At 70.1% G+C, this 15,998-nt stretch carries 11 protein-coding genes; 7 read left to right on the plus strand and 4 right to left on the minus strand.

The features are described from left to right. Nucleotides 1–15: 15 nt before the first annotated feature. The 3 genes from G361_RS0135585 to G361_RS0135595 all read right to left on the minus strand — a co-directional run bounded on the left by G361_RS0135585 (nucleotide 16) and on the right by G361_RS0135595 (nucleotide 3,078). Nucleotides 16–504: a hypothetical protein gene (locus G361_RS0135585; protein WP_019931919.1), complete on the minus strand. Its 489-nt coding sequence runs from the start codon at nucleotides 502–504 to the stop codon at nucleotides 16–18. A gap of 151 nt (nucleotides 505–655) precedes the next feature. Continuing rightward, nucleotides 656–1,420 (minus strand): MerR family transcriptional regulator, encoded by a 765-nt coding sequence (locus G361_RS0135590; RefSeq protein WP_019931920.1) that lies wholly within the window; start codon nucleotides 1,418–1,420, stop codon nucleotides 656–658. A gap of 116 nt (nucleotides 1,421–1,536) precedes the next feature. Further along, the gene (locus tag G361_RS0135595) at nucleotides 1,537–3,078 is read right to left on the minus strand and encodes a SpoIID/LytB domain-containing protein (RefSeq protein ID WP_231387194.1); all 1,542 of its coding nucleotides are present in this window, start codon (nucleotides 3,076–3,078) and stop codon (nucleotides 1,537–1,539) included. A gap of 693 nt (nucleotides 3,079–3,771) precedes the next feature. Here G361_RS0135595 and G361_RS45925 point away from each other — a divergent pair. Next, nucleotides 3,772–6,696 (plus strand): N-acetylmuramoyl-L-alanine amidase, encoded by a 2,925-nt coding sequence (locus tag G361_RS45925; protein ID WP_369798005.1) that lies wholly within the window; start codon nucleotides 3,772–3,774, stop codon nucleotides 6,694–6,696. Nucleotides 6,697–7,043: 347 nt separating this feature from the next. Here G361_RS45925 and G361_RS0135605 read toward each other — a convergent pair whose 3' ends face one another. Then, the gene (locus G361_RS0135605) at nucleotides 7,044–7,844 is read right to left on the minus strand and encodes an HAD family hydrolase (RefSeq protein WP_036496414.1); all 801 of its coding nucleotides are present in this window, start codon (nucleotides 7,842–7,844) and stop codon (nucleotides 7,044–7,046) included. 216 nt (nucleotides 7,845–8,060) lie between these two features. Here G361_RS0135605 and G361_RS0135610 point away from each other — a divergent pair, with 216 nt between their 5' ends. The 6 genes from G361_RS0135610 to G361_RS0135635 are packed head-to-tail and all read left to right on the plus strand — an operon-like array spanning nucleotide 8,061 to nucleotide 15,968. Beyond that, entirely contained in the window at nucleotides 8,061–9,038 is a 978-nt protein-coding gene (locus tag G361_RS0135610; protein ID WP_019931924.1) for an ABC transporter permease, read from the plus strand. 37 nt (nucleotides 9,039–9,075) lie between these two features. After that, complete coding sequence (locus tag G361_RS0135615; protein WP_019931925.1) at nucleotides 9,076–10,038, plus strand: ABC transporter permease; 963 nt, start codon at nucleotides 9,076–9,078, stop codon at nucleotides 10,036–10,038. After that, complete coding sequence (locus G361_RS0135620) at nucleotides 10,035–11,885, plus strand: ABC transporter ATP-binding protein (RefSeq protein WP_019931926.1); 1,851 nt, start codon at nucleotides 10,035–10,037, stop codon at nucleotides 11,883–11,885. Before G361_RS0135615 ends, G361_RS0135620 begins: the two co-directional genes overlap by 4 nt. Before the next feature lie 9 nt (nucleotides 11,886–11,894). Continuing rightward, the gene (locus G361_RS0135625; protein ID WP_026343907.1) at nucleotides 11,895–13,568 is read left to right on the plus strand and encodes an ABC transporter family substrate-binding protein; all 1,674 of its coding nucleotides are present in this window, start codon (nucleotides 11,895–11,897) and stop codon (nucleotides 13,566–13,568) included. Between the two features lie 16 nt (nucleotides 13,569–13,584). Continuing rightward, a complete protein-coding gene (locus G361_RS0135630; protein WP_019931928.1) occupies nucleotides 13,585–15,249 on the plus strand; it encodes an ABC transporter family substrate-binding protein in 1,665 nt (554 codons plus the stop codon). Then, entirely contained in the window at nucleotides 15,246–15,968 is a 723-nt protein-coding gene (locus G361_RS0135635) for a hypothetical protein (protein WP_019931929.1), read from the plus strand. Before G361_RS0135630 ends, G361_RS0135635 begins: the two co-directional genes overlap by 4 nt. Nucleotides 15,969–15,998 lie beyond the last annotated feature (30 nt).

Below are 15,998 nucleotides of genomic sequence, written 5' to 3' on the forward strand. Positions count from 1 at the left end.
GAATTCCCCGAACGCCTACCGGCGGCCGCAGAACCACCCGGCCGGATTCGCCCCCGCCGAGGACGAGAAATCGTTGCGGCCCCGGCAGGAATGCGACAGATTGCGGCGCACCGCCTGCACGGAGGTATAGGCACACGCGAGATCGATCACGCTCTCGACGTTGGCGCCGTCCAGATCACAGCGCAGCACGCGCGGGCTCCCCAGCACCCCCCAGTACAGCTTGCCCGCGTCGACATCGCAGACCAGGCCGGACGGCACCCCGTCGCCGCCCGGCACGATGGTCACCCGATCGGCTCCGTCGGCCTCGACCCGCTGGATCGCGATGCGGGCCGGGTCGAAATCGTCGGGCCGCTCCACCCAGAAGACCCGCCCGGTACGGGGGTCGTCCACGATGTCGTCGGGGTGGTGGCAGACACCGTCGATGAACAGCGTCCAGACGCCGGATACGGCGTCCAGGTCGATGACCCGCCCGTCGAGCAGGGCCGTCACACGGAGCTTGCGCATGCTTGTCCCACCCTCCGTGAAGGCGGTGTGATCACCGGTCGGAAAAGGACAATCGGATAAGAATCGAGGCTAGGGTTCCGTTACGGCACTGTCCACACTCGAGACGGAACCGTGAACCGTCCGTGGTGAATTCGTGGGGCACGAATTCCCGTCACGCCAACCGGTTTTCGGCGTACACGCCCATCGCCGCGCGCACGAATCCGACCGTGCCCGCGCCGTGCCGATCGTAGTTCGCGGCGAACCGCGGATCCGCGACGTACATATCGCCGAGACCGGTGAACGCCGCCGCCGTGGGCCGCCGGCCCTGCCAGCCGACGGTGATCCAGTCGTAGTGCCGTTGCACGATCTCCTGCACCGCGTCGTCGCCCGGCGCCAGCCCCGCGGCGTGCGCCCGGCCGTAGTCGGCGGCGATGTCGAGATGTCGCTGCCCGTGCTCCTGCCGCTGCGCGTCGGTCATCGACCGCCACCAGCGATCACCGCTGTCGTAGGCGTCCTGACCCCAGCGCTCGATCACCTCGTCCCGATACTGCGTGTGATCGAATCCGTCGAATACTTCCTCGGCCATGAGTGGCTCTCCCGCTTCCGTCTTGCGCAATGTGGTGTGCACCGACGCGATCTGCCGGGTGATCCGCTCCCGCTCCTGCTCCAGCAGGCCGAGGTGGGTCCGCAGTGCGACCACCGTATCCTGCTGTCCGGCAAGAACTTCGGCGATCACCGGCAGGCCGAGACCGAGCTCCCGCAACAGCAGGATGCGCTGCAGCCGGACCAGGGAGTCCTGGTCGTAGTACCGATAGCCGTTGGCCCCGATCCGAGCCGCCGGCAACAGCCCCACCTGCCCGTAATGGCGCAGCGTGCGACTGGTGGTCCCGGCGGCCCGGGCCAGCTCCTGAATCGACCATTCGGCCCTGGACTCCACGGTTTTCGCTCCCTCGTCGCGTCGACCACTCCAGGTTGCAACTTGACGTTACGTCAAGGTCAAGGGGTGTTCGTGGTGAAACCGTGCCGCCCGCCGGCGGTTGCCGCGGCCCGGGCTCAGTTGCCGACTCGCCCCGCAGCGCCTGCGTCCGCAGCGGTCGGGCCCTGGCGGCCGCTGCGGCCTGGCATGCTGTCGGCCGAGTTGCCGCCTCGGCTCCGGGTGGCGTCGGCGCCGATGTCCGGACCGATGGCGTCCTGGCGTCGCGAGGGCGCTTCGCCGGCGCCGCCGCCTCCGGTGGCGGCTGTTGCTGCGACGCTCGGAGTGGAGGCACCGGGGGCGGCCGGGGACGGGGTCGAGTTCGATGCTGCGACGGGACCGGATGCCATCGGCGTCGGGGGTGGGGTGGGGGTGGCGGCTGTGGTGGGAGGCTCGTCGGGTTGGGGGTGGTCGGCGGGGCGGGGGACGGGGTGGAGGAGGGCGTTCAGGGCGCGGAGGTCGATCACCTGGACGCCGAGTGCGGCGGTGGCGACGATGACGCCGTTGTGGAATTGGCGGTAGGTGCCCAGGCCGGCCGGTAGGGGCAGTTCCGGGCCGTCGGGAGCGCCGAGGGGGCCGGTGTTGCCGCCTGTCTCGGCGTATTTCACGTCGATGACGGTCTGCGGGCGCGGGATCGGGGCAATGTTCGGATGCGGGACGGCGCCCAGCTGTTGCGGGGCGGGGCCCAGGTCGAGGGTGGTGATATCGATCGGCTGTCCACCGTCCGGGGACGAGGAGTATTCGGTGCGCAGGATGCGGCCGGTGCGGAGCAGGACCTGGCCGGCGGTGCTGCGCACGGCGGCCGCGGCGCGGTCGTCCTCGCGTTCGGTGCCGGGATATTCCTGGCAGTCGGTGGTGTCGCAGGTCTGCGCGTAGGCGTAGCGGTGTTCCGCGAGTGCGTAGGAGCGGGCGGCGATCGCCTGGGCGCGCAGCGCCTCGGTGCCGCCGCGGTCGGCCCAGTTGGCCTGCATCTCGGCGGGCACGACGCCGAGCAGATAGTCCTCGACGTCCACCTCGTTGATCGTGCGCGCGGCGTCACCCTCCAGCGCGACGCCGAGCGCGCCGCGATACGCGCCACCACCGCAGATCTTCAGATGTTCGGCGGCGGGGCGGTTGTTGCCCTGATCCAGCGGATAGGCCCAGGGGTCGTCGGTGTGCCCGCGCCACAGCGTGTCGCCGTCGCAGTCGATGGTGACGACCACGTCGGCGCCACCGCCGGAGGTAGGGGTCAGGTGGGCGGCCTGGCCGGCGACCACTCGCCGGCCGCCGACCAGCAGGCCGGTATCGGACTGGACGTCGAGGGTCTCGCCGTCGTCGGACATCAGGCGGACCCGGACCGGCGTGCGCGGGACCGCGGCCAGCGTCGCGCCGGGGTAGTAGCTCAGCAGGATGTGGTCGGCCGAGGCGCCGGCCGCGGCCTGTTCCATCGCCCCGAACTGGCTCATGCCGCGGCCGTGGCCGATGCCGGTCGGGCGGTACGCCGCGGCCGCGTGGGCGGGTCCGACCGGCGTGGCCGTCACCCAGCCGACGGCGGCCGCACCCGAGGTCACGAGCAGGGCGGCGAGGCCGGCCGCAGCCGGCCGGCCACGCCTGCGGCTGGGTAGGTCACCGCGTCGCGTCACTGCAACCTCCGTCGTGTCGGCCCGCCGGATCGGGGGGTGAATTGTCGCGTCGTGCTGTGGTGCTCGGAGGTGACCACGCCGCGGGCTGCGGAAATGTGCTCACACCGGGATGCCCGTCCGCTCGCCCCGTCCGCCTGCGCACCCGTCCGCCGGTGCGCCTGTCCGCCGGTGCTCTGTGCGCCGGTCCGCCCGTGCTCCAGTCCGCCCGTTGGTCGGTGCGTCCGCCCGCCGCTCCGCCCGTCCGGCGCTCCTCGCCTGTCCGCCTGTCCGCCCGTCTGCCTGTGCACCCGTCTGCCTGTGCACCCGTCCTCCCTATCCACCCGTGCGCCTGTCCTCTGGTGCGCCCGTCCGCCGGGGCGCCCGTCCGCCGTGCTCCGCGCGCCGGTCCGCCTGTGCTGCTGTGCGGCCCTTCGTCCGTACGTCCGCCCGCACGTCCGCCTGTGCTGCACGCCGGTGGTCGCCGGTGCCGGATCGCGGGTGATCGCGGGGATGTGATCACGCCGTGACCGTGACATCGGCATGTCCCGGCCGTCACCGGCAAAAGCACAGCTACATTCGGGTCGATTCGGGCTAATCCTCTACTAGAGACTTAGGTTTGTACAGCCGAGACACGTGCGGCCATTGATCGGCCGGATATCAATCTGCGCACTGTCCGCCCGATCGACGGGGTTCTACCTGGAATGGGAGATGATCGTGCCGTACCGCAGACGCAAACGCCCCTATGTTCTCCCGGTCGTCGCCGTCGTCGCGGTCGCCGCGCCGCTGGCGACCGCTTACGCCGTGCATCAACCCGATGGCTACCGACCGGCGAACGAGAACGGCATCGCCGCCGTACCGGCTCGGATGGCCGAGGTCGCGCTCGCCGCGGCGCCCGACGTGACCTTGCCGTTGCGGGAGCTGACCGGGCTGAACCTCCCCGATCTGCACCTGTCCGACCTGCGCGCGCTGCCGCTGCCGACGGCCATCCCGGTGCCGGGCGGACTGCAATCGCTGGTCCCGGGCATGGTGCTACCCAACGAGATCCCGCTGCCGCAGTTCGACCGCGGCACGACACCGACCCAAGGTTTCGCGCCCACCACGACACCGATCGCGCCACAAGGTTTCGCGCCGACCACCACGCCGATTTCGCCGCAGGGCTTCGCGCCGACCACCGCACCGATCGCCCCGCAGGCGGTCGCGCCCACCTCGCCGGTCTCACCACAGGGCTTCGCACCCACCTCACCGGTCTCACCGGAAGCGGTCGCACCCGCCACCACGCCGATTTCGCCGCAGGGCTTCGCACCCACCTCACCGGTCTCGCCGGAGGCAGTCGCACCCGCCTCGCCGATCTCACCGGAGGCAGGCGCGCCGGTCTCAGCGGAAGCGGTCGCACCCGCTACCACTCCGGTCTCGCCGCAGGGTTTCGCGCCCACCGGCGGGCCGCAGGCGGTCGCGCCGACCACCACTCCGAACGCGCCCGGATTCCCGCCGCTGCCAGCGCTCCAGGCTCCCGCGGTCCCGCTGCCGGTGGCCACGCCGGCGCCGACGGCCGGTGCCATCGCGGGTGAGCGGCTGCGTAAGGCGCCGGGCTCCGGATCGGCGGCGCCGGGCCTCGCTCCGGCCACGACGACCGCCACCGATCCGGTCCCGGCGGGCCGGTCGCGGACCGGCGCGGCCGACGCGGTGATCCCGGCGGGCGCGGATCCGAGTGCCCCGGCGCTGAGTCCGGGCGCGGTGCCCGCGGAACTCGCCGATCGGGTGGGGGCGACGGTGAAGGAGTTGAGCCGCGACACCCCGTTCAGCATGGTCGCGTTCACCGCGCAGGATCTGGGGGGCACGACCACCATGGTCCGGGCGAAGCAGGCCGACGGCAGCTGGGGTCCGTGGTACGCGACCGACCGGGTCGACACCCGCCGCAGCGATCACCTCGCCCCGTCCGCGGACGACAAGACCGGTACCGAACCGATCTATGTCGGCACGACCAAGGCCGTGCAGGTGCTGGTCACCCGGCAGCCCGGCCTCGCGGCGGTCGACCGACAAGCCCCGGCGCCGACGGCCGGGGACCGCGCGCAGGACGGCATCGGCGTCGTCCTGCCGGAGATGCACAGTGCGCCGGGCGATTATCCGCTCGCGGCGCCCGGAGATACCGTGCCCGCCACGCACGACAGTGCGGCGCCCGACGGCTCGGATCCGGCGATCGTGCCGAATCTGCCGGAGTTCCAACGTGATCCGGCCTCCGAACCGCTGTCGGGTACTCCGGCGACCGCCGACGATCCGGCCCGGACGCTGGCCGCGGTGCTGATCGATCCGGGCCGCGGGCTGATCGACGAGAATCTGTCCTCGGTCGCCACGCCGCTGCCGGGTAACGGGCCGCGGGTGATCAGCCGGGCCCAGTGGGGCGCGGACGAATCGCTGCGCTGCTCCGAACCCACCTACGACGACGGGGTCAGCGCGATCACCGTGCACCACACCGCCGGTCGCACCGAGTACACCAAGGCCGAATCGGCGGGCATCGTGCGCGCCATCTACGCCTATCACGCGCGCAAGCTGGGCTGGTGCGATATCGGTTACAACGCACTGGTCGACAAGTACGGGCAGATCTTCGAGGGCCGCGCGGGCGGCCTGGACCGGGCGGTCGAAGGTGCGCACGCCGGCGGCTTCAACGAGAACACCTCCGGCGTCGCGTTGATGGGCAACTACGGGGACGAGGCGCCCAGCGAGGCCGCGCTGCAGGCGGCCGGGCAGTTCATCGGCTGGCGGGCCCGGATGGCGGGCCTGGATCCGAAGGGCAGCACCACGCTGTATTCGGAGGGCACCATCTACAGCAAGTACGACGAGGGCGAGGCGGTGCGGCTGCCGATCGTGTTCGCGCACCGCGATGTCGGCAACACCAGCTGTCCCGGCGACGCCGCCTACGCGCAGATGGACCGGATCCGCGATATCGCGGCCGCCGAGGCCGCCGCACCCAGCGGCGGGACCGAGCCGGCGAACCTCGGGGTGTCCTCGAACCGGCCACCGGTCGCCGCACCGGCTCCGCCGCCGGGCCCGCCGATCGATCTGAAGGCGCTGGCGGACCTGACCACCAAGCTGCTCGGCCTGGTCAACGACAACATCATCGCCAGGTACTGGTCCGGGCAGGGCGGCCCGAACGGTCGGCTCGGCGCGGCGGCCTCGGAACCGCGCCGCACCAGCGACGGTGGTCAGTACGCGCGCTTCGTCAACGGGTACGTGTACGCGCGGCCGGACGGGCAGGTGGTCGAGGTGGTCGGCCGGTTGATGGACCGATTCCTGCAGCTGGGCGCCGAATCCGGCGTCCTCGGACTGCCGACGCGCAACGCCTATGCGGTGCCGGACGGGCTGCGGGCGGACTTCCAGTACGGATCGCTGATCCTCAATCAGCTGACCGGCATCGTGACCACGCTGGTCAGCTACTACGCGGACGTGAGCCAGCGCGGCGACCAGGCCGGTGCGGCCCGTGGCCAGGATTCCCCCGGCGCAGCAGGACCGGCGGTCACGCCACCGGGGAATCGGGCCCCCGGCGCGCCGGCGGCCCCACAGGTGCCACCGGCGGTGCAGGCGCCGCCGGGCGCGAACCCGGCCTGGCCACCGGGGACCGGCAGCCGCTCCGGAACCCGCTGACGCACGACTCCGGGACACGCTGGGCACGCCACTCCGGGACACGCTGAACGCATCGCGCCGAAAACCACTGAGCCGCCGCGCTGGAACCCACCGGCGCGGAGCCGCTCCGGAACCAGCTGAGCCCGCCGTCGTTCCAGCGGCGGGCTCAGTGCCACCGGCATCCACTCAGCTCAGTGCCACCGGCATCCGCCCAGCTCAGTGCCATTGGCATCCACTCAGTGCCACCCGCGTCCGCTCACTCAGTGCCACCCGCGTCCGCTCACTCAGTGCCACCCGCGTCCGCTCACTCAGTGCCACCCGCGTCCGCTCAGCGCCACCCGCGTCCGCTCAGCACCACCGGCGTCCGCTCAGTGCCACCAGCGTTCGAGGACGCGGGCGACGCCGTCGGCGCCGTTGGTCTCGGTGACCTCGTCGGCCGCGGCCAGCGCGGCCGGGTGGGCGTTGGCCATGGCGACCCCGTGGCCGGCCATGAGCAGCATGGGCACGTCGTTGGGCATATCGCCGAAGGCGATGATCGCGGCGTGTGCGACGCCGAGCCGCTCCGCCACCGTGGTCAGGCCGGACGCCTTGGTGACGCCGGGTGCGGAGACCTCGATCAGCCCGTTGTTGGTCGAGTAGGTGAGATCGGCGCGGTCCGCCAGCTCGGGGGCCAGCGCCGCCACCATGTCGGCGCTCTCGGCGCCGCGCAGGCGGATCAGCATCTTGATCGCCGGAGCGGCGACCACCTCGGCCCGCGACACCCGGGTGTCATCGGGATTGAGCCAGGCGTGCTCGTATTCCGGTGAACTCACGAATTGCGGGGTGGCCGCGTCGTGGGCGCTGCGGCCGACCCGCTCGGCGGCCAGGCCGCAGCCGGGCAGCACCCGCTCGGCCAGCTCCGCGATCCAGGTCAGGTCCGCGGGCTCGAGGGTGCGGGCCTCCAGGATCCGGTCCGTCGCGCTGTCGTAGACCACCGCGCCGTTGCCGCAGACGCACAGCGGCGCGTGGCCCAGGCCCGACACCACCGGGGCGATCCAGCGCGGCGGGCGGCCGGTCGCGAGGACGAAGGGCACGCCGTCGGCCACCAGCGCGGCGACCGCGGCCCGGGTGCGCACGCTCACCTGCTCCCGCTCGTCGATCAACGTGCCATCGACATCGGTTGCCACCATCTTGGGTTTCTGCAGGTCGGGAATGGTCACCGGTGCCTCCTTGTCGGCCGGGACGGGTCCGCCAGGATACGCCATGCAACGGTCGGGCGCGGTGCGCCGATATGAACACGACCGTCCCGGATGAGACGATTCCCGCATGTCGTAGACCGCGCATGACGGGCCGTCCGCCGCGGCGGTCCCTATGATCAGGGGCTAGTAACCGACCCGAGGGGACCGATGACCGGCTTTCTGCTGCGGCGCGCGCTGAACTACGTCGTCCTGCTGATCCTGGCGTCGTTCCTCACGTTCGCTCTCGCGTCGCTGACCTTCCACCCGTTGAACAATCTCGAGCAGCGCAATCCGCGGCCGCCGCAGTCGGTGATCGACGCGAAGGCCGCGGAACTGCACCTGAACGAGCCGATTCCGCAGCGCTATCTGACCTGGGCGGAGGGCGTGACGCACGGCGACTTCGGCAAAACCCTGGCCGGACAGCCGATCTCGAAGGAGCTGCCGCGGCGGATCGGAGTGAGCCTGCGGCTGTTGCTGATCGGCTCGGTCGTCGGCACTGTGCTGGGCGTGCTGATCGGCGCGGCGGGCGCGATCCGGCAGTACAAGTTCAGCGACTACTTCACGACCGTGGTCTCGCTGCTGCTGCTCAGCACGCCGGTGTTCCTGCTCGCCACCTTGTTGAAATACGGTGCGCTACAAGTCAATTCGGCCACCGGTATGCAGATCTTCCTGTACACCGGCGAGACCTCGGCCACCGCGGTGCACGGCTGGTGGAACCAGTTCGTCGACCGATTACAACATCTGGTGGTGCCGAGCCTGGGCCTGGCGCTCGGCTCGATGGCGGGCTACAGCCGCTATCAGCGCAACGCCATGCTCGACGTGCTGCAGAGCGATTTCATCCGCACTGCCCGCGCCAAGGGGCTGACCCGCGGCCGGGCCCTGTACAAGCACGGGCTGCGGACCGCGCTGATCCCGATGGCGACCCTGTTCGCCTACGGCCTCGGCGGCCTGATCACCGGCGCCACCTTCACCGAGAAGATCTTCGGCTGGCACGGCGTCGGCGAGTGGTTCATCGACGGCGTCAACGCCAACGACCTGTACATCGTGGTGACCGTCACGGCGTTCACCGGCCTGGTGGTGCTGGTGTCGGGCCTGCTGTCCGACATCGTGTACGCCCTGCTCGACCCCCGGGTGCGTGTGGGATGAGCGCCGGGCACGCCGGAACGTCGACCGGGGAGGCGGCATGACCGACGCCGAGATGATCGTGCAGGGCACGCCGGAGGCCACCGCGGCCGGGCGGCGCACCCTGGTGTGGCGCCGCTTCCGGCGCAACCGGTCCGCGGTGACCGCCGCGATCGTGCTGCTGCTGATCGTGGCCGGCGCGTTCGGCCTGCCACCGCTGCTGCCCTACAAGTACTCCCAGCGCGACAGTTACGCGCTGCAGCAGCCGCCGAGTCCGAAGCACTTGTTCGGTACCGACACCATCGGCCTGGACATGCTCGCGCAGACCCTGCACGGGCTGCAGAAGTCCTTGGTGATCGGTATCTGTGTGGCGATTCTCACCTCGCTGATCGCGGTCACCGCCGGGTCGGTGGCCGGACTGGTCGGCGGCTGGACCGACCGGGCCATCATGTGGCTGGTGGATCTGCTGCTGGTGGTGCCGAGCTTCATCGTCATCGCGATCTTCGCGCCGCGCACCAAGGGCAGCGGCTCGATCCTGCTGCTGACCGCGCTGCTCGCCGCGTTCGGCTGGATGATCAGCGCGCGCCTGGTCCGCGGGATGACGCTGAGCCTGCGCGATCGCGAATTCGTCCGGGCCGCACGGTATATGGGAGCGAACACCTGGACGGTGATCACCACCCACATCGTGCCGAACATCGCCTCGATCGTGATCATCGACACCACCCTGGCGGTGGGTTCTGCGATCATGTCCGAAACCGGTTTGAGCTTTCTGGGATTCGGCGTGCAGCCGCCGGACGTGTCGCTGGGATCGCTGATCGGCCGCGGCGCCGACCAGTGGACCGCCCCGTGGATGTTCCTGTTCCCCGGCGGCTTCCTGATCGCGATCGTGTTGTGCGCGAACCTGATCGGTGACGGCCTGCGCGACGCGTTCGATCCGGGTTCCCGGCGCGCCCGGGCCCGGCGCCGCAAGAGCACCACGACCGATGCGGCGCCGTCCGCCGACGAGAAGGTCCAGGCGTCATGACCGAGCCCAACGTATCCCTGCTCGAGGTGTCCGATCTGGCGGTGTCGTTCCCGGGCGAGGAGGGGCGCATCGACGCCGTCCGCGGGGTGAACTACACCGTCTCCGACGGCGAGGTGCTGGCCATCGTCGGCGAATCCGGCTCCGGTAAGTCGGTGTCCTCGCTGGCGGTGATGGGACTGCTGCCCGACCAGGCCCGGGTGCGCGGGTCGATCCGGCTGCGCGGCCGGGAACTGCTCGGCATGGGCGACCGGCAGCTGTCGGCGCTGCGCGGCAGCCGGATCAGCATGGTGTTCCAGGACCCGCTGTCGGCGCTGACCCCGGTGTACCGGGTCGGCGACCAGATCGCCGAGGCGCTGACCGCGCACAAGGATCTGGGCCGGCGGCAGGCCGACGCGCGGGCGGTCGAACTGCTGGATCTGGTCGGCATCCCGGATCCGGAACAGCGCGCCCGCGCCTTCCCGCACGAATTCTCCGGCGGTATGCGGCAGCGGGTGGTGATCGCGATGGCGATCGCCAACAATCCCGAGCTGATCATCTGCGACGAGCCGACCACCGCACTGGACGTGACGGTGCAGCGGCAGATCCTCGAACTGTTGCGCACCGCGCGCGACATCACCCACGCGGGCGTCGTCATGATCACCCACGACATGGGTATCGCGGCCACCCTCGCCGACCGGGTGGCGGTGATGTACGCCGGGCGGATCGTCGAGTCCGCGCCGGTATCCGAGCTGTTCAACGCGCCGCGGATGCCGTACACCGTCGGCCTGCTGGGCTCGATCCCGCGGATGGACGGCCCGGCCCGCTCCCCGCTGATCCCGATCGCCGGCAGTCCGCCGGCCATGCACGCGCTGCCGCCGGGCTGCCCGTTCGCGCCGCGCTGCCCGGTCGCGATCGACGCCTGCCGCACCGTCGAACCGCCGCTGGCGCCCCTGGCCGCCGACCACGCGGCCGCCTGCCTGCGCACCGGCGAGGTCGGCACCGAGGAACTGTTCACCGCGTACCGCCGCGAGGTCGTCGCGCCCGAGCCCGGCGGCGACGAGGAGGCGGACACCCCGGTGGTGCTGCGGGTCTCGGAGCTGACCAAGACCTTCCCGCTCACCTCCGGCATGGTGTTCCGCCGCCGCACCGGCGTGGTCCGGGCGGTGGACGGCGTCGATTTCGAGATCCGGGCCGGTCGCACGCTGGCCCTGGTCGGCGAGTCCGGTTCGGGCAAGTCCACCACGCTGACCCAGATCATGGATCTGGTGCGGCCCGAATCCGGCACGATCGAGGTGTTCGGCGCCGACGTCGCGACCCTGACCCGGGAGCAGCGCCGCGAGCTGCGGCGGCGGATGCAGATCGTGTTCCAGGACCCGTCGGCCTCGCTGGATCCGCGGCTGCCGATCTTCGACGCGCTCGCCGAACCGCTGCGCGTCGACGGCCGCCGCCGCGACGAGATCCGCCGGCGGGTACCCGAACTGCTGCGACAGGTCGGATTGGAGCCCGAACACGCCGACCGCTATCCCGCCGACTTCTCCGGCGGGCAGAAGCAGCGCATCAACATCGCCCGCGCGCTGGCGCTCGACCCGGCCCTGCTGGTGCTCGACGAGCCGGTCTCGTCGCTGGACGTCTCGATCCAGGCGGGGGTGCTGAACCTGTTGCGGGACCTGCAGATCGAGCGCTGCCTGTCGTATCTGTTCGTGTCCCACGACCTTTCGGTGGTGCGCAACCTCGCCCACGACATCGCGGTGATGTATCGCGGCCGGATCGTCGAATACGGCCCGGCGGACCGGATTTTCGCCGATCCGCGGGACGAGTACACCCGGGCGCTGATCGACGCGGTACCGGTTCCGGTCGTCTCACGATAGGAGGGCATCGTGCGGATATCCGCGCGCGCAGTGCTGGCGGTGACGGTCGCCGTGACGACGGTCCTCGGGCTCGGCGCCTGTTCCGGGGGTGCGCCGGCGCCGGCCGGTCGCACCGCGCTGGGCACCACCAACGACATCAATCCCGTACCGCGCGAAGGGGTTCGCGAGGGCGGGAATCTGCGGCTGCCGACGCCGTCGGTCCCGGAGAACTGGAATGTGCTCTCCAACGACGGCAACGACGCCGACTTCGCCGATATCGTGCGCCCGATGCTGCCGCAGGCGTTCACGATCGATCCCGGCGGCCGGCTCGAGGTCGACCACGACTTCTTCACCGATGTGCAGCTGACCAGCACCGATCCGCAGCAGGTCACCTACACCATCAACCCGAAGGCGGTGTGGAGCGACGGGTCGCCGATCACCTGGGCCGATATCGCCGCGCAGGCGCACGCGCTCAGCGGCGCCGACAAGAAGTACCTGATCGCCATCAACAACGGCTTCGACCGGGTGTCCGATGTCCAGCGCGGCGCCGACGACCGGCAGGCCGTGATCACCTTCAAGCAGCACTATTCCGAATGGCGCGGCCAGTTCTCGGGCAACGCGATGCTGTACCCGAAATCGGTGACCGGCGATCCGGAGGCGTTCGACCACGGCCTGGTCAACGGGATCACGCTGACCGCCGGGCCGTTCGCGGTGCAGTCGATCGACCGCACCCAGGGCCGGATCACGCTGGGCCGCAACCCGAAATGGTGGGGTACGCCGCCGAAGCTGGACACCATCACCTTCAGCGTGCTGGACCGGGCCGCCTGGCCCGGCGCACTCCAGAACAACGAACTCGACGCCGCGTGGCTGAGCACCAGCAACGACGTTGCGGCCGTGCGCACCTCGCCGGGAGTGGTGCTGCGGCGCGCACCCGGTAACCGCTGGCGGCAGCTCACCTTCAACGGCGCCCCCGGTTCGATCCTGGCCGATCGGCAACTGCGCGTGGCGATCTCGAAGGCGATCGACCGGTCGGGGATCGCCGCGGCGGCGCTGCGCGGCCTCACCGATACCCCGGTTCCGTTGAACAGCCACATCTTCCTGCAAGGGCAGCCCGGATATCGGGACAACAGCACGGTTTTCGATCCCGCGGCGGCCGCCGCCGAACTGGACAAGCTCGGCTGGACCCTGCAGGGCGACGTGCGGGTCAAGGACGGCCGGCGGCTGGAGATCCGCGACGTCATGTACAACGATCCGGCCTGGGTGCAGATAGCCCAGATCATCCAGGACAATCTGGCCCATGTGGGCGTGAAGATGTCCATCGACGTGCGGCCGGCGCAGAACTTCTTCAGCGGTGTGGTGATTCCGGGCGATTTCGATCTGGCCCAGTTCTCCTATCAGGGCGATCCGTTCCCGCTGAGCAGTCTGCCGCAGATCTACGCGCTGCATCCCGACGACGAGCAGGGCAATTTCGGCCGGATCGGCTCGCCGGAACTCAACGACCTGATCGACCGGACCCAGTCCGAACTCGATCCGGACAAGGCGATCGACCTGGCGAATCAGGTGGACCGCAGTGTGTTCGAGGAGGGGCACTCACTGCCGCTCACGCAGGACCCGGGCAACTGGGGAGTGCGCGACAACGTCGCCAACTTCGGCGCACCCGGCCTGGCCTCCTACGACTACACCCTCATCGGCTTCGTGAACTGAGGATAAGGAGCGACCCATGCGGATTCGTCCACTGGTGACCCGACTGGCGATCCCGGCGGTCGCCGTCGGACTGCTGGTGTCGGGCTGTAGCGCCGGCACCGGCCCGTCCGGCACCGCCGATATCGGGACGACCAACGATATCGATCCACAGGATCCCGCCGCGTTGAAGGACGGCGGCAATCTGCGGATGTCGATCAGCTCCTTCCCGGAGACCTTCAACAATCTGCACGTCGATACGGACGCCGACGTCTCGGCCGTGGTCGCCCCGCTGCTGCCGTCGGCATTCAATTTCGACGCCGCGGCTGTGCCCTCGGTGAATCACGACTATTTCACCGACGTCGCGTTGACGGGTACCAACCCGCAACAGGTCACCTACACCATCAACCCGAAGGCGGTGTGGACCGACGGCAGCCCGATCACCTGGGCGGACCTGCAGTCCGAGGCGGCAGCGCTGGGCGGCGCGGACAAGGGTTTCCAGATCAACTCCCCGGGCGGTTTCGACCGGGTCGCGAAGGTGGAGCGGGGGGTCGACGATCGGCAGGCGATCGTCACGTTCAGCAAGCCGTACGCCGAATGGCAGGGGCAATTCAGCCCGCTGTATCCGAAGGCGGTCACCGCGAACCCGCAAGCGTTCAACGACCTGGATCGCAACACCCTCACGGTCGGTTCCGGCCCGTTCGTGATCAGCAATATCGACCGCACCCAGAATCGGATCACGCTGAGCCGCAATCCGAAATGGTGGGGCGACACCCCCAAACTCGACACCGTCACCTTCAGTGTGCTGGACAGTACCGCGGTCCTGGGCGGCATCCAGAACAACGAACTCGACTACGCCTACATGTCGGGGCTGGCGAATGTGACGGCCGCGCGCACCACACCCGGAATCGCCGTCCGGCGCGCCGCGGAGCCGTCGTTCAACGTACTGACCTTCAACGGCGCGAACGGCTCGATCCTGGCCGATGCCAAATTGCGCCTGGCGATCTCGAAGGCGATCGACCGGCAGGCCATCGTGAACGCCAGCCAGCACGGCGTGGTCGACACTCCGAAAACGCTGAACAACCATATTTTCATGGCCGGTCAGAAGGGGTACCAGGACAATTCGGCGCCGACCGCCTTCGACCCGAATCAGGCCGCCGCGGAATTGGATTCGCTGGGCTGGAAGCTCAACGGCGACACCCGGGAGAAGGACGGCCGGAAGCTGGTGCTGCGGGATGTGATGTATCAGCAGGACCTGTGGGTCGACAGCGCGAAGATCATCCAGGAGAACCTGGCCAAGGTCGGCGTGAAGCTCGACATCCAGACCTACCCCGGGCAGAGTCTGTTCACCAACGTCATCAACCCGGGCAATTTCGATCTGGCACAGTTCGGTTGGAGCGGCAGCGCGCTGCCGTTGGGCGCGCTGGAGCAGATCTACGCGTACTACCCGGACAACCCGCAGGGTAACCACGGCCGGATCGGGTCGACGGAGCTCAATACGCTCATCGATCAGACCTTGTCGGAACTGGATCCGGGCAAGGCGATCGACCTGGCCAACCAGTGCGACAAGATGATCTGGGCAGAAGGCTTCTCGCTGCCGCTGAACCAGGCCTCCGGCAATTACGCGGTCCGGTCGAATCTGGCGAATATCGGCGCGTTCGGGCTCGCGTCCGCGGATTGGACGAAAATCGGCTTCGTGCAGTGAGTTCCGCCTTCCGTCATCCACTGGCCTACCCGGTGCTGACGGCGGGCGGCGCCCTGGTCGCCTGCCTGGCCTGGACGCCGTTCGCCGATCCGGAACAGCTGGCCATGCTGGTGACGGTGGCGCTGATCGTGCTGGGCTACACCGGTTTCCGGCTTGCCGTCGCGTTCGGGTGGTTCCGCCCGGCGACGTCCGGCGGTGGCGTCCGGACGGAGTCGGCCGAATGTCGCCATCCGGCAACGACGCCCGGGCTGCTCGGCTCGCCGGCCGCGACGGGTGAACGGGTCCGGCAGCAGCACCGGCTGACCAGCCGCTCCTGGCTGGAATATTCGGTCGACGGCCGGACCCGTTGGCTGCCGGTATATTTCGATCCCGCCCTGGTCACGGTACCGGCCGCGGCGATCGAATCCATCGGCGGCACCGTGCGAATCGGCACGCTGCGGGTGTATCCGGCCGGGCGGCATCGTGATTCGGAACCCGCCGGCCGATTGATCGACAATCCGGGCCGCGCCGATCCGGACGGTCCGGCTCGGGCCGCCCGCAGCGCCCGGCCGGGACGCCGCCTGCTGCTCGACGCGCAGCACGCCGTCGCGGCCCCGTTCGCGGGCCTGCTCTGGATCTACGTCGCCGGGGGCGGAGTCGGGGCCTACTGCGGCGCGACGGTCGTCGCCGCCGCGGTGGCCGTGTGGCTACCCGCCATCCGCGGCTCCGATCCGAGCTGACCGCGGACCCGGCCACCTCCGGCTCGGCGT

The organism is Nocardia sp. BMG111209 (genome assembly GCF_000381925.1).
Taxonomy (GTDB): domain Bacteria; phylum Actinomycetota; class Actinomycetes; order Mycobacteriales; family Mycobacteriaceae; genus Nocardia.

What these genes read in the sequence shown, in the direction of transcription:
- G361_RS0135585 (WP_019931919.1), bottom strand. Translation starts at nt 504, where the DNA reads ATGCGCAAGCTCCGTGTGACGGCCCTGCTCGACGGGCGGGTCATCGAC.
- G361_RS0135605 (WP_036496414.1), bottom strand. Translation starts at nt 7,844, where the DNA reads ATGGTGGCAACCGATGTCGATGGCACGTTGATCGACGAGCGGGAGCAG.
- G361_RS0135610 (WP_019931924.1), top strand. Translation starts at nt 8,061, where the DNA reads ATGACCGGCTTTCTGCTGCGGCGCGCGCTGAACTACGTCGTCCTGCTG.
- G361_RS0135615 (WP_019931925.1), top strand. Translation starts at nt 9,076, where the DNA reads ATGACCGACGCCGAGATGATCGTGCAGGGCACGCCGGAGGCCACCGCG.
- G361_RS0135620 (WP_019931926.1), top strand. Translation starts at nt 10,035, where the DNA reads ATGACCGAGCCCAACGTATCCCTGCTCGAGGTGTCCGATCTGGCGGTG.
- G361_RS0135630 (WP_019931928.1), top strand. Translation starts at nt 13,585, where the DNA reads ATGCGGATTCGTCCACTGGTGACCCGACTGGCGATCCCGGCGGTCGCC.